The organism is Methylovulum psychrotolerans (assembly GCF_002209385.1).
In the GTDB taxonomy this organism is placed as follows: Bacteria; Pseudomonadota; Gammaproteobacteria; order Methylococcales; family Methylomonadaceae; genus Methylovulum; species Methylovulum psychrotolerans.
The window spans coordinates 3,883,069-3,896,205 of sequence record NZ_CP022129.1 but is presented as its reverse complement, the minus strand read 5'-3'; the positions used below and the strand labels follow the sequence as shown (position 1 = coordinate 3,896,205).

The 13,137-nt window shown below is 49.7% G+C and carries 13 protein-coding genes; 8 read left to right on the top strand and 5 right to left on the bottom strand.

What is annotated here, in order from left to right; translation table 11 throughout:
* Positions 1–82: 82 nt before the first annotated feature.
* Both CEK71_RS17585 and CEK71_RS17580 read right to left on the bottom strand, forming a co-directional pair.
* The gene (locus CEK71_RS17585; protein WP_088620601.1) at positions 83–1,438 is read right to left on the bottom strand and encodes an ATP-binding protein; all 1,356 of its coding nucleotides are present in this window, start codon (positions 1,436–1,438) and stop codon (positions 83–85) included.
* Positions 1,439–1,441: 3 nt separating this feature from the next.
* Positions 1,442–2,122, bottom strand: coding sequence for a response regulator transcription factor (locus CEK71_RS17580; RefSeq protein ID WP_198328298.1), 681 nt, complete (start codon positions 2,120–2,122; stop codon positions 1,442–1,444).
* Positions 2,123–2,255: 133 nt separating this feature from the next.
* Here CEK71_RS17580 and CEK71_RS17575 point away from each other — a divergent pair, with 133 nt between their 5' ends.
* From CEK71_RS17575 to CEK71_RS17555, 5 genes are all read left to right on the top strand, one after another.
* Positions 2,256–2,630 (top strand): hypothetical protein, encoded by a 375-nt coding sequence (locus CEK71_RS17575; protein WP_198328297.1) that lies wholly within the window; start codon positions 2,256–2,258, stop codon positions 2,628–2,630.
* 70 nt (positions 2,631–2,700) lie between these two features.
* Complete coding sequence (locus tag CEK71_RS17570) at positions 2,701–4,107, top strand: efflux transporter outer membrane subunit (protein ID WP_232463680.1); 1,407 nt, start codon at positions 2,701–2,703, stop codon at positions 4,105–4,107.
* Positions 4,108–4,112: 5 nt separating this feature from the next.
* Entirely contained in the window at positions 4,113–5,387 is a 1,275-nt protein-coding gene (locus CEK71_RS17565) for an efflux RND transporter periplasmic adaptor subunit (RefSeq protein ID WP_088620599.1), read from the top strand.
* Positions 5,388–5,394: 7 nt separating this feature from the next.
* Complete coding sequence (locus CEK71_RS17560) at positions 5,395–6,093, top strand: ABC transporter ATP-binding protein (RefSeq protein WP_088620598.1); 699 nt, start codon at positions 5,395–5,397, stop codon at positions 6,091–6,093.
* Between the two features lie 3 nt (positions 6,094–6,096).
* Positions 6,097–7,302, top strand: coding sequence for an ABC transporter permease (locus CEK71_RS17555; RefSeq protein ID WP_088620597.1), 1,206 nt, complete (start codon positions 6,097–6,099; stop codon positions 7,300–7,302).
* An 88-nt stretch (positions 7,303–7,390) separates the two neighbouring features.
* On the opposite strand, the gene CEK71_RS17550 is transcribed toward CEK71_RS17555, so the two are convergent.
* On the bottom strand, positions 7,391–8,941 hold the full coding sequence (locus tag CEK71_RS17550; protein WP_088620596.1) for a DUF927 domain-containing protein: 1,551 nt from the start codon (positions 8,939–8,941) through the stop codon (positions 7,391–7,393).
* A gap of 559 nt (positions 8,942–9,500) precedes the next feature.
* Between CEK71_RS17550 and CEK71_RS17545 the strand changes: the two genes are divergently transcribed.
* Positions 9,501–9,896 (top strand): phage/plasmid replication domain-containing protein, encoded by a 396-nt coding sequence (locus tag CEK71_RS17545; RefSeq protein ID WP_088620595.1) that lies wholly within the window; start codon positions 9,501–9,503, stop codon positions 9,894–9,896.
* Between the two features lie 287 nt (positions 9,897–10,183).
* Complete coding sequence (locus CEK71_RS17540) at positions 10,184–10,357, top strand: hypothetical protein (protein WP_198328295.1); 174 nt, start codon at positions 10,184–10,186, stop codon at positions 10,355–10,357.
* Between the two features lie 117 nt (positions 10,358–10,474).
* Here CEK71_RS17540 and rimO read toward each other — a convergent pair whose 3' ends face one another.
* Together rimO and gmk are read right to left on the bottom strand one after the other, a co-directional pair.
* Positions 10,475–11,788 (bottom strand): 30S ribosomal protein S12 methylthiotransferase RimO, encoded by a 1,314-nt coding sequence (gene rimO, locus CEK71_RS17535; RefSeq protein ID WP_088620594.1) that lies wholly within the window; start codon positions 11,786–11,788, stop codon positions 10,475–10,477.
* 42 nt (positions 11,789–11,830) lie between these two features.
* Entirely contained in the window at positions 11,831–12,445 is a 615-nt protein-coding gene (gene gmk, locus CEK71_RS17530) for a guanylate kinase (protein WP_088620593.1), read from the bottom strand.
* 77 nt (positions 12,446–12,522) lie between these two features.
* On the opposite strand from gmk, the gene CEK71_RS17525 reads away from it, so the two are divergent.
* Positions 12,523–13,107, top strand: a complete 585-nt coding sequence (locus tag CEK71_RS17525; RefSeq protein WP_232463679.1) for an NUDIX domain-containing protein — start codon at positions 12,523–12,525, stop codon at positions 13,105–13,107.
* The last annotated feature ends 30 nt before the right edge of the window (positions 13,108–13,137 follow it).

Below are 13,137 nucleotides of genomic sequence, written 5' to 3'. Positions count from 1 at the left end.
CCGCGCTTATGTGCTAAACCAACGGTTATGTCTATGGCAGGCTTGTGCGCTTGGTATGGAGACTATCAGAAAACCAGGATAATCAAGCGGTTGGCAACATAATTTCAACCTTGAGGCCGCCCTCTGCACGATTGCCCACCTTGATCTTGCCATGATGGGTTTCCAGCGCTTTCAGCGCAATGGTGAGTCCTAAGCCGATGCCTTGGGATGTTTGATGATGGGAGCCGCGAAAAAAGGGGTCAAAAATAGCGGATAATTCTGTTTCAGCTACGCCGGGGCCTTGGTCGGTAATGTCTATATGCAGTTGGTGGCCACTGGCGCAAAGCTTGGCGTTCACGCTGACTTTACTATGGCGGTGGGTATATTTGACCGCATTGCGCAGCACATTTTCAATGGCTCTGCTGAGTAGGTCATAGTAGCCTTGAAGAAATATTTCCCCGGCGATGTTTAAGTCGATTCCGACGTTTTTGCTATCCGCTTCAAGCCGGGCATCTTCAACAATTTCAGAGAGTAACTCATTGATGTCGATCATTTCCAGTTTGCCGATGACCCCCGCTTCCAGCCTTGAAATGGCCAGTAATTCGCCGATCAGATCATTCATCCGTTGCGATTCCTTTTCAATCCGTTCCAGCGTTAGCGGGATTTTATCCGGCTGCTGGTAGGCCAAACCGATAGCCGTCTGAATTCTGGCCAACGGCGAACGCAGTTCGTGCGAGACATCATGAAGGAGCCGCTGTTGCGCATTAACCGATAATTGGATTTGGCTCACCATGTAATCGAAGCTTTTGCCTAAATCAGCCAATTCATCGTGGCGTTGGCTCATAATTTGGCCAGCGCGGGTATCAAGATCCCCCCGGGCAACGGCACTAAATGCTGACTGCAATTGCCGTATTGGTTTGGCAAAATACCACGCCGATACGCCACTAAAAATAAGGCTAATAAAAAAACCTAAGATGATCGGTAACCAGGGCGGCGGCGGGTCGGGGTGTAACTGCTTGGGATTTCTTGCTGAATTATTGTCAGAATACAGCGCAAATAGCAGATAGCTCTGGCCTTCATCGGTCTTTATGCGCCGAACGCCAGTAGAATTGGAGGCCGCTAAGGATTTAGCCTGGGCGAGGATGTTTGGCGCGACTTCGCGCCCCAGCACATCCTTACCAACATCATCGATTGCAAAGATGGGTGGCATAGCCGGATTATGGCGGGATTCAGCCAAGAAGCTGCGTAACCCGTCTATGCCGCCTTTATTAACAATAAGGCTGGCAGTGTTGAGATAAGGGGCGGCAGGGTCGGCGGCTATTTGTGGTTGGTTCCGGCTGGCCCCATTCGCATTTAGTACCGCGTTGCGTTGCAACCAGAAGGCGCCACCCATACTGCCGCCCATTGTCAGCAAGGCCAGCCAAATGACGATGAAAAACTTCCAGAATAGTTTGCCCATGGGTCACACTTTAACGAATAAGTAACCTTTACCGCGTACTGTCAAAATACAGGAGCGGCCTTCCGGCAGGTTGCCGAGTTTTTGCCGGATACTGCTTAAATGGACATCGATACTGCGGTCAAAGCGTGCTAAAGGTCGGCCTAAGCCTTTTTCTGAAAGTTCTTTTTTGCCAACAATGGCCCCGGCATTAACGGCCAGGACTTCAAGCAGACTAAACTCCGAGCTGGTCAAATCCAGCTGTTGGCCTTGCCATTCCGCTTTGCGTTGTTTCGGCCATAGCGTCAGTGCCCCCTCAACGATTTTATCATCGGGGTGTTGGGAGGACTCTAATCGGCGCAAGATCGCGCGAATGCGTGCTACCAGCTCACGGGGAGTACACGGCTTTGGCACATAATCATCCGCCCCCGATTCAAGGCCGACGATACGGTCGACATCATCGCCTTTGGCCGTCAGCATTAAGACCGGGATTTGGCTGTCCAGGCGAATCCGGTTTAAAACCTCAATGCCCTTCATGCCGGGTAACATGACATCTAACACTACCAAGTCATAGCTGCCTGAAAGGGCTTCTTGCTTACCCGCTTCGCCCTCGTGTATGGCAACCATATCAAAACCTTCCTGCGTCAGATATTCCGTCAGCATTCCGGTGAGTTCAACATCATCGTCTATTAGCAATATCTTAGCCATTATTGAAACCCTGATTTTAATGTCGGCAATAGTAACGGCTTTTAACAAAATTTACCAAAATTTACATTCCCTTAACGGCAGTTAACGTTACTTCAGCGATACTAATCACCAAGAAAATCAAAACGATTTTTGAATGATTGAATGGGATTTGCAGACTGATATGCCGGAAATTGAAATAAGCCCTACCTGCCCGTCACAAATTTTACGTTATTACTTGGCGTTACGCAGTAACGGGCTTTACCCCCGTTTGCCGCGCCGAGCATCGCAGGTTTTGTCGGGATCAGCCCGAAGGGGCGCGGCAGGTGGGCAGGAAGCCCACTCTGCCGACCCCCGACAAAACCGAGAAGCGCAGGAAGAAGCGGCAACCGGGCCGCCTTTTCTTTGGATACTTTCTTTTGGCGGAGCAAAAGAAAGTATCTCGCCTTCGGGTGCGAGAACCCGATTAAAAAAACCGTCGCGACAGCGACTCATCGCTACATTTTTCAATATCGCAAAAATGACTGCGTAACATCAGTTATTACGTTAATCAAATGATTGATCTGAATACTATCAAAAGATGGCTTGTTTTTGCCGGGCTAATGCCATTATTGCCTGGCTGCATGGTGGGGTCGGATTACCAGCGTCCGCCGACGACTTTTCAATCCAAATGGGATGCGGCATTGATACGTCAGCAGACAGGCGACCGGGAAAACCTGCATACCTGGTGGCAGTCCTTTCATGATCCCATCTTGACCTCACTGATTACCCAAGCCCGCTTGGGCAACCGCGATGTGTTTCAGGCCGAAGCCAGACTGCGCGAAACCCGCGCCAACCGCGACTTGTCCGTAGCCAATATTCTGCCGACCTTGTCGATGAACACCTCGGCGAGCAAAAACCAGCCCAGTAGAGCCTCCCGTTTTGGTCAAGTCGGCCAATTCGGCGGTTCCTATAATCAGTTTAGCCAGGGTTTGGATGCCAGTTGGGAGCTGGATTTATGGGGCAAGCAGCGGCGTTCCATCGAATATGCCGATGCCACGCTGGGCGCAAGCGAAGAGGATTTGCAGGATGTGCTGATCAGCTTGTGCGCCGAAGTTGCTTTGAATTACATTGATGTAAGACGTTACCAAAATGAATTGGTTATTGCCAAAAACAGCCTGAAAGCACGGCAGGAAACCTATGATATAGCCTGGTGGCGGGCGCAAGCCGGGCTGGTTTCCGAGGTCGATGTGCTCCAGGCTAGGCTCTCGGTCGAGAGTACCCGCGCCGATATACCCAAATTAACCAGCCAGCTCGAACAAGCCAAACATGGCTTAGCGGTGTTGTTGGGAAAGCAGCCTACGGCGTTAAATGCCTTATTAGCCCAGTCCGCGTCCATTCCGGTCGCCGCTAATGACATTGCCATCGGTATCCCGGCGGATGTGTTACGGCAAAGGCCGGACGTGCGCCGTTCGGAACGCAAATTGGCGGCGCAAACCGCCCAAATCGGCGTTGCCGAAGCCGCCGCTTACCCCAGTTTTACGTTGTCTGGGTCGATAGGTTTGGAATCCCTGTTGGCGGCCAATCTGTATACGGCAGCGGCCAAAACGTTTCAAATGGCGGCCAGCTCGGCGTGGGTGCTATTTGATTCTGGCCGCATCCGCAGCAATGTAAAAATACAAACGGCACTTCAGGAGCAGGCTTTAGGACTCTATCAAAACACTATTCTGACGGCGTTAAAAGAGGTCGAGGATTCCCTTAACGCGCTTAATCAGGAGTGGCAACGCCGCGACGCGCTCCAAGCCTCCGCAACTGCCGGAAAAGATGCGTTGACGCTGGCCGAGCAACAATATCAAACGGGAACAACCGATTTTCAAAGGGTATTGGATTCCCAGCAATCATTACTGACAGCTCAAAATCAATTGGTCGAAAGCGAAGCGGAAACCGCCTCAAACCTGATCCGGCTTTATAAAGCGTTGGGCGGAGGATGGGATATTAATGCTACCAAGCCAAATCAGACTCATCATTAATAAACATGCAAACACAAAAAGACATAACAAAAGTCCTTGAAATAGGCGATCACAGCGGTAAGTCTCGCTGGCTCTGGTGGTTGTTGGCGGCCATGATTTTACTTTTTGTTCTAGTTGGCGTTTTGTGGATGGGGCAGCCAGCACCCGTCCTTTATCAAACCGAAAAAGCGCGGCGTGGTGATTTGGTGGTTACGGTCAGCGCCACAGGCACACTCTCGCCAGTCAATGAAGTCCAAGTCGGTATTGAAGTGTCGGGCACCATCGAAAAAGTGTTTGCCGATTACAACGATCAAGTGAAAGTCGGGCAAGTGCTTGCCAAGCTGGATACCCGAAGGCTGGAAGCGCAAACCCAGCAAAGCGAATCGGCGTTAGAAGTGGTGAAGGCGAAAGTTCTTCAGGCGGAAGCGACCTTGCAGGAAACGCAATTAAAACTCGACCGTTACAATCAGACCCGGCAATTGAGCGGCGGCAAAGTACCTGCATCCGTGGAGATGGATACGGCGCGGGCAAACTTGACCCGGGCGAAAGCCGATCTGGCGAGTGCCAAGGCCTCCGTATTGCAATCCGAGAACACTTATAAAGACAACCGGATTCAGTTAAATAAAGCCGTGGTGCATTCCCCCATTAACGGCGTTGTGCTGGAACGCTCAATCGAACCCGGACAAACCGTCGCTTCGTCGTTCGAATCCCCGGTGCTGTTCAAACTGGCGGAAGACCTGACAAAAATGGCGTTGCAAGTCGATGTCGATGAGGCGGATATCGGTTCGATTCGGGAAGGTCAGGAAGCTACGTTTACGGTAGATGCCTATCCCGACCGGACATTTCCGGCGCTTATCACCCAAGTCCGCTACGGATCTGAGACGGTGGACGGTGTCGTGACCTATAAAACCGTATTGGCCGTCGATAATACGTCACTTTCGTTGCGTCCGGGCATGACCGCCACCGCGACGATTACGGTCAGTAAAAAAGCCGATGTGCTGTTGGTCAGCAATGCCGTACTGAGATTTTTTCCGCCGCAAGCAAGCGCCGCTGAAAAAAAATCCAGCGGCGGATTGCTTAGCGCCCTGCTGCCGCACCCGCCTGCTTCCGCTTCCAAACCGGAAGCTGTTTTGAATACCACCGGGAACCAGCAGCAAGTGTGGACAATCAGCCAAGGAAATTTAAAACCTGTCGCCATCAGTAAAGGCGCAACGGATGGCGCTTTTACTGAAATTGCGGGCGGTGCAGTCGATACCGGTACTGAATTAGTGACCGGGATTTTAGAAACCTCTCATCAGTAGGACAACAATGGCAGACAATCCATTACTGGCGCTACAGGGAGTGACGAAGACCTACGGCACGGGCGATAGCCAAATGCACGCATTAGCCGGGGTTAATTTAACGATCAATCCAGGCGAATTCGTCGCCGTCATGGGGCCTAGCGGTTCAGGGAAAAGCACTTGCATGAATATCTTGGGCTGTCTGGATATGCCTAGCGGCGGCGATTATCACTTCCAGGGTGTGAACGTCGGCGGTCTGACCCGAGACCAACGCGCCCTGTTACGTCGGCATTATCTGGGCTTTGTTTTTCAGGGCTTTAACTTGCTCAACCGCACGACAGCGTTGGAGAATGTCGAACTGCCGTTGATTTACCGGGGCTTGGATACGGCGACACGGCACCGCTTAGCCAAAGCGGCTTTGGATGCCGTCGGTTTATCGTCGCGTGAAACCCATACGCCCGGCGAGCTTTCTGGCGGTCAACAGCAACGCGTTGCGATTGCCCGGGCGATTGTAACAGCACCTTGCTTGCTTCTGGCGGACGAGCCAACGGGAAACCTCGACTCGAAACGCAGTGTCGAGATTATGGAGTTGTTAACCGCCATTAATCGGGATCAGGGCATCACCGTCGTCATGGTCACACATGAACTGGATATGGCGGATTATGCGAAGCGCATTATCGCCTTCAAAGACGGTTTAATTGAAAGCGACAGGATACTTAATGGCTAATTTATGTTAGGAAATGCACTCTTATTGGCTTTCAGGACATTGCGGCGCAATGCTATGCGGTCGCTATTGACCATGCTGGGCATTATTATTGGCGTAGCGGCGGTTATTGTTGTGGTCACGTTAGGCAGCGGGGCTACCCAGCAAGTGAGCCAACAAGTCGCCAGCCTAGGCAGTAATTTATTAATGGTCAGCGTGGGTAAACGGATGGGGCCGGGACAGGTATCCGGCGCAGAAGCTTTCAAGCTGGCCGACGCAGAAGCCTTGGCCAAGGACGTTTATGGGCTGGTCGCCGTCGCGCCTGTCGCATCGGGTTCAACCACCGCCATCTACGCGAATGAAAACTGGTCGACGAACGTTTCCGGCACAACGGACGCTTTTTTTTCGGTCAGCAACCAACCGGTTGCCGAAGGGCGGCTGTTTACCGCCAGCGAAGCGCGGCTCGGCACGGCGGTTTGCGTTATAGGGCAAACTGTGGCGACCAAGCTGTTCCGCCTGCAAAACCCCTTAAACAACCGGATTCGCCTGCAAAAATTGTCCTGCGAAGTCATCGGGGTTTTGAAAGCCAAAGGCCAATCGACCATGGGGACAGACCAGGATGATCTGGTCGTCGTACCATTACGCACTTACCAACGCCGTATAGCGGGTAATCAGGAGATCAATCTGATTAAAGTCTCGGTGCAGAGTGGCCATGATACTGAAAAAGTCAAACAGGGGATTGAAAGCATCCTGCGTACCCGCCGGCACCTTGCCAGTACCGAGGAAAATAATTTTAATGTCATGGACATGAAAGAGATCGCCGCGATGCTGTCGAGCACCACTCAAACCATGACGGGGATGCTCAGCGCAGTCGGCGCAGTCAGCCTGCTGGTCGGCGGCATCGGCATTATGAACATCATGTTGGTTTCTGTGACGGAACGGACGCGGGAGATCGGTATACGCTTAGCCATTGGTGCTTTGGAGAATGAAGTGCTGTTGCAGTTTTTGGTGGAAGCCGTGGTGTTGTCATCCTTCGGTGGCCTTATCGGCATCCTTCTGGCACTGGGCATAGCATTGGGATTATCCGGCCTTCTGCAAGTGCCGTTTGTCTTTCAAGGCGGCATTGTCCTTACCGCATTTTTATTTTCGGCGGCGGTAGGTGTGGTTTTTGGTTATTTTCCGGCACGGAAAGCCGCCCGATTAGACCCGATAGAGGCTTTGAGGCACGAGTAACTGAGTTTCTAGCCCATGCAAGGCTTGTAAGCGGTCTGTGTCAATACCTTGTTTATAAGCCAAGTAGGGTACGCTGTGCGTACCTTTTTTACGGTATTGTTGTTATATCGTTAATGAAGGTACGCACAGCTTTGGGTTGGTTACCCGTTTGTGAGTCTATAAGGTGTGCTTTGCCCTCCAGGAAGGCTTGTTTCAAGCCCTCGATAAATACATGACCAGGGCTTGCTGTATAAATGGCTTCCTGTTGGAGCATCAATTCTATTAAGACATGCCTCACATCACGCAGGTAAGACTTGGCTTTGCCCTTGCTTATTACGTCATTTTTGTAGGCGAATCTACAGAAAAAATTCCAAGCGACTAATAAGCCTGCTATATGGCTTGCCCTCCGCGCATCTCCAACAAGCTCTTGGGTAACCTGTTTTCGGTATTTCTTAAATAAAGAGTCAGCCAATTGCGCATACTTATCATAATCAGATAACAAAAACTGAATAAAAGCGACATTAGCACACGCAAAACTTCCTGCTCGTGCCAACTCTTGAACGTAGCTCAATTTGTCCAGTTCGATGTCGCCTGCATTGAAAGGTACATAAATCCCCCTATGATGCAGCGACTCTTTCGAGTCATTAGGCGGGAACTCACCTGTTGATATAACTAGGCAATTCAAGCGCACACTGTCTTCGATACCAGTACCATGAGGGGTGGCGCGTGATTTTGGAGACCCATTTGCAATGGAGCGGAGCAGGTCATCAGCCTTCTGGGTAAACTCAGACGCTCGGTTAGATGTTTTAGGATAAACAAAATCATCTACACATAGCACACCATTTCTTGCCACTTTGGCTAAATTTTCCAAACCACATGTGGTGGATTTCCAATTGACTAAAGCCTGATCCCGATCCATCACGCCAAAAAATGCCTGGATCAATTCAGCAATGCTGCTTTTATAGGTCGCTTTTTTGCCTACTAAGAAAAACCAGTGGTCAACCGGTAACCACATGCTAATGACGGCTCTAAACGAGGCAACGCATAGTAAGGCACCAATATTGGGGTTTTCATCTGAAAATGCCAATAACTTGAACACATTTTGTATGGACAATTTAATTGCCGGGCTTTTTGCATTACTAGGCAATTGATAGTAACGAAGCTGCTCTGGTAGATGGCTGCGAGAGCTTAACTCAATACCAGTGGGGGTAATGGCTCCATTTCCAAATAAGAATTTCCTATTTTCCCCTTCGCAAGACAGGCCAATACGATAATAGACACATTCTTTGGGATAGTCATTTGTATTTAATTTTTGAATGGCCTCTACCAGATGCTTACCCGCTTCTTTAATTTCCAATTCATTCAGTTTAGGGTGAATGCCCCAGTGCTTGCGAAGCCATTTGCCATTTTCAAAATCAGTTGCGCTGAGAGTGATTGTTTTTAGTATTTGACCTGATTCCATCACACCTTTGATTTGAACGGAGCATTCGGTGTTGCCATCAATCTTTTCGCAGACTATTTCTTTAATGATCTGCACAGTAAAGTTGGTTAAGCATTTAGTGGTATTTGTTGAATTATCTACAACATAAATGCGATTATTTTTTTGCTTATAAGTGTATCTGCAATCAGGTTTAGATTTTGAGGTGCATTTTTTAGTCATCTTATTTGTCCTGTTAAAAAAAGTGAATAGCCCAATGCGTATTCAGTATTGATTTACACTTTACAAAAAACGATAACTATCTCCGTCAAAATAGACAACTTTTTCAGAAACTTATATAAGATATAAAAAACAATCCAATACTTTATAAACGTGAGATCGGATATTGTAAATTATCGATTGTACGATTTTGACAGACCTTATACATGCCATTTTTGGTCAGTTTTGCATACGGTGACCGCTGCCTCTATTCATGTAATACATGCAATACATACTCACTTTTAACATAATCATAGATGTTATTGATATTGAGACTATTAACATAAGACACTCACATATTTACTGTAGATACCCCCCATTGTTAACACAGATACACTTAATTCACTATTAACAATCCATTGAAGACAACACGCTAATACAAAATATAGTAGTGACTTAAACAAAAGCTATAAGCTTAATCAAGTAGATAATAGAGCATTAATTTTCATTAGTCTTGATCAAATAATCAAAAATGAAAAAGTGTAAATACTAAATGTACATTAACAAAACAAGGTATTTACCAATGATTGATTATATTGATGCAATAGTTCCAATGAAACATAACAACTTCATTGGGAATGGACATAAAACAGTAACCAAAAAGGATGGGAGTGAAAGAAAAGAAAACTATCCTATCTATATTTCTGGTAAGGGCGGCTCTTCCATAAAAATAAAATCCGTAATAGATGCTGAAAATATGGATGAGGAAGATGTGGAATATGAGTTTGTACGCATAACCGGAAATCTAGCCATGTTTATCCAAGGGCAGAGTGTCTATGGTACAGATGATCTTCTGTCCCTTGGATACAAAGCCTTCTCAATAATAGCTAAGAAACTGGTGAAATGGTCTAATAAAGCCGGACACTTCCAAAGGCATATTATAATGTCAGCAGAGGTGAAAAATGAGCAAAACAGATAAAGTCAAAAAACCCAAATTTACCCTGGAATTTAAGCAAGATGCGGCCAGGGTGGGGAGAATCTAAACAAGGCTTTTTTCATTAAACGGACTGAAAGCACTCTGATTAAAATCTCTGGACTATATGTATAAGCCATTGATTTTATTCTCCCCACCCCAGCCCTCCCCATCAGGGGAGGGAGCCATCCACTTTGATAAGCCTTAGCTCTTCACTAATCTTGCCCACTATAGAGGTGGCTTTATGAAAAAATTGATTATCGAGTATTTAATCTGGCACGGGAGGTAATGTGATGGAACAATGCAAAAAAAGCAGCGTAAGCGACGAGACATTTGATGATTTTCTTGCCGAACAGGGTCTGCTTCAAGCCTGTGAAGACCATGCCATTAAAGAGATAATCGCCGAACGCATTGAAGGCTATAGGCTGTTGGCTTGCCAAGCTGATAAGCGGCAAGATAGGGTTTAGGATAATTGGCTTTAGAAGTGGTGGCCGACTTTCGCAGGGCATACGCACGGATAATAAGCCGGCGTGCAAAAGCTAAAGCCTTTGCACGCCGGTCAGGGCAATAACCCCCAGAACCACCTACACCAAATGCCCCCACATATCATGCTCGTCGGCCTCTTCCAACTCGACTTGGACAAAATCACCGACTTTCAGGTGTGTGGCCCCGTCAATAAACACCTGCCCGTCAATGTCCGGCGCATCGGCGCGGCTTCTGGCGACCGCCCCTTCTTCGACTACTTCATCCACTAACACCGTCTCAATCCGCCCGACCCGCTGTTGCAGACGCTGCGCACTGATGGCCTCTTGGTGCGCCATAAACCGCGCCAGACGTTCTTGTTTCAATGCTTCCGGCACCGCATCCGGCAAATCGTTAGCGGCAGCGCCGCGCACGGGCGAATAGGCAAAACAGCCGACCCGGTCTAACTGGGCTTCGCTTAAAAAATCCAATAATTCGGTAAAGTCCTGCTCGGTTTCGCCAGGAAAGCCGACAATAAAGGTGCTGCGCAAGGTAATGTCGGGGCAAACACTCCGCCAAGCCTTAATGCGTTCCAGATTGTTCTGGCTCGCCGCCGGACGCTTCATCAGCTTTAAAATGCGCGGGTTGGCATGTTGGAAAGGGATGTCCAAATACGGCAATATCTTGCCCGCCGCCATCAAGGGGATCACGTCATCGACATGCGGATAGGGGTAAACATAGTGCATCCGCACCCAGATACCCAAATCGCCCAAGGCTTCGGCCAAATCGTAAAACCGGGTTTGCACACTGCGCCCGCGCCAGTCACGCGGCTGATATTTGACATCCAAGCCATAAGCGCTGGTGTCTTGCGACACCACCAGCAATTCTTTAACGCCCGCTTGCGCCAAACGCTCGGCCTCCACCAGCACATCATCGACCGGACGGCTGACCAAATCGCCGCGCATGGATGGGATAATGCAAAACGTGCAGCGGTGGTTACAGCCTTCGGAGATTTTCAGATAGGCATAATGGCTAGGGGTCAGCTTAACGCCTTGGGGCGGCAACAGGCTGGTGAACGGGTCATGGCGCGGCGGCAAATGCTCGCGCACCGAAGCCACCACCTCGTCAATGGCATGGGCTCCGGTAACTTTCAGCACTTGCGGATGCCGCGCCCGGATCTCATCCTCACGCGCCCCCAAGCACCCCGTGACGATAACCCGGCCATTTTCCGCCAAAGCCTCGCCGATGCTGTCCAAAGACTCCGCCACCGCCGCATCGATAAAGCCGCAGGTATTGACGACCACCAGATCGGCATTTTGATAAGTGGGGGAAATGGTGTAACCGTCGGTGCGCAATTGGGTCAAAATGCGCTCGCTATCGACCAGGGCTTTAGGGCAACCTAAACTGATAAAACCCACTGTTGGCGTATATGTCATAAATGTATTAAAGTTAAGCGGTAGGAAAAATAAAAAAGGGGATCAAGACAGCAACGCCGCCAATAAAGCCTGGCATTGCTGCTCTTGTCGGACGCGCAGCAACCGCTGGCTGGTAATAATGCTTTTTAGCTCCTGCAAGGCCAAGGCAAAGTCATCGTTGACCACCAGATAATCAAACTCGCGGTAATGGCTCATTTCGGCGACGGCATCGCGCATCCGCCGGGCGATAATCGCTTCGTCATCCTGACCGCGCCCGCGCAGGCGTTGCTCCAGCACGGCAATGGACGGCGGCAGGATAAAGATACCGAGGCTGTCGGGCAGCAGGCGCTTAATCTGCTGCGCCCCCTGCCAGTCGATTTCCAAAATCACGTCCAAGCCTTGGTTAAGGTTATCCTGCACCGTCTGCCGGGCCGTGCCATAGAAATTATCGAACACTTGCGCGTGTTCCAAAAAGGCCTGCCCGGCGAGCATGGCTTGAAACTTGGCCACGGACACGAAATAATAATCCTGCCCATCCGTCTCGCCCGGACGCATCGCGCGGGTGGTATGGGAGATGGACACGGTCAGATTGGCGGTATCCGCCACCAGTTGTTTGACCAAACTGGTTTTGCCCGCACCCGACGGTGCGGCAATAATGTAAAGGGTGCCGATTGTCATGAAAACCTAATAGCGAAAAAAGCAAAATACTAACCGCCTATTTTATACGCAATAGCCCTTAACCACAGCATTAAAGAATGCCTGTGCCCACTCACCCTACCCTGATACCCACCATGACCAAACGCGGCCCCTGGCAAATCCTGAGCGACAAGCTGATCTACGAAAACCCGTGGATACGCATAGACTACCACGATGTCATCACCCCCACCGGCACTCCCGGCATGTATGCCACCGTGGACTTTAAAAACTGGGCCATCGGCATCATCCCCATAGACAGCGAAGGCAACACCTACATCGTCGGCCAATACCGCTTCCCGCTGGAAGAATATAGCTGGGAAATCCCCGAAGGCGGCGGCAACAAAGCCGCCACCGTCCTAGCCTCCGCCCAGCGCGAACTGGCCGAAGAAACCGGCATCAGCGCCGAAAACTGGGAAATGATTTATGAATTTAACACCAGCAACTCCATCACCAACGAGCGGGCGTATATTTATTTGGCGACCGGACTAAGCTTCGGCGAAGCCGAACCGGAAGAGACCGAAGAACTGGTGGTGAAAAAAATCCCCTTTAGCGAATTGCTGGCGATGGTTTACCGTAACGAGGTGAAAGACAGTTTGACTGTGATTGGGGTGTTGATTGCGGCGAAAAAGTTGGGGCTGGCGTAAGGGCTTTTGGGTATCAGCCACTAAGAAGTT

What these genes read in the sequence shown, in the direction of transcription:
- CEK71_RS17585 (WP_088620601.1), bottom strand. Translation starts at nt 1,438, where the DNA reads ATGGGCAAACTATTCTGGAAGTTTTTCATCGTCATTTGGCTGGCCTTG.
- CEK71_RS17580 (WP_198328298.1), bottom strand. Translation starts at nt 2,122, where the DNA reads ATGGCTAAGATATTGCTAATAGACGATGATGTTGAACTCACCGGAATG.
- CEK71_RS17575 (WP_198328297.1), top strand. Translation starts at nt 2,256, where the DNA reads ATGATTGAATGGGATTTGCAGACTGATATGCCGGAAATTGAAATAAGC.
- CEK71_RS17570 (WP_232463680.1), top strand. Translation starts at nt 2,701, where the DNA reads ATGCCATTATTGCCTGGCTGCATGGTGGGGTCGGATTACCAGCGTCCG.
- CEK71_RS17565 (WP_088620599.1), top strand. Translation starts at nt 4,113, where the DNA reads ATGCAAACACAAAAAGACATAACAAAAGTCCTTGAAATAGGCGATCAC.
- CEK71_RS17560 (WP_088620598.1), top strand. Translation starts at nt 5,395, where the DNA reads ATGGCAGACAATCCATTACTGGCGCTACAGGGAGTGACGAAGACCTAC.
- CEK71_RS17555 (WP_088620597.1), top strand. Translation starts at nt 6,097, where the DNA reads ATGTTAGGAAATGCACTCTTATTGGCTTTCAGGACATTGCGGCGCAAT.
- CEK71_RS17550 (WP_088620596.1), bottom strand. Translation starts at nt 8,941, where the DNA reads ATGACTAAAAAATGCACCTCAAAATCTAAACCTGATTGCAGATACACT.
- CEK71_RS17545 (WP_088620595.1), top strand. Translation starts at nt 9,501, where the DNA reads ATGATTGATTATATTGATGCAATAGTTCCAATGAAACATAACAACTTC.
- CEK71_RS17540 (WP_198328295.1), top strand. Translation starts at nt 10,184, where the DNA reads ATGGAACAATGCAAAAAAAGCAGCGTAAGCGACGAGACATTTGATGAT.
- rimO (WP_088620594.1), bottom strand. Translation starts at nt 11,788, where the DNA reads ATGACATATACGCCAACAGTGGGTTTTATCAGTTTAGGTTGCCCTAAA.
- gmk (WP_088620593.1), bottom strand. Translation starts at nt 12,445, where the DNA reads ATGACAATCGGCACCCTTTACATTATTGCCGCACCGTCGGGTGCGGGC.
- CEK71_RS17525 (WP_232463679.1), top strand. Translation starts at nt 12,523, where the DNA reads ATGCCTGTGCCCACTCACCCTACCCTGATACCCACCATGACCAAACGC.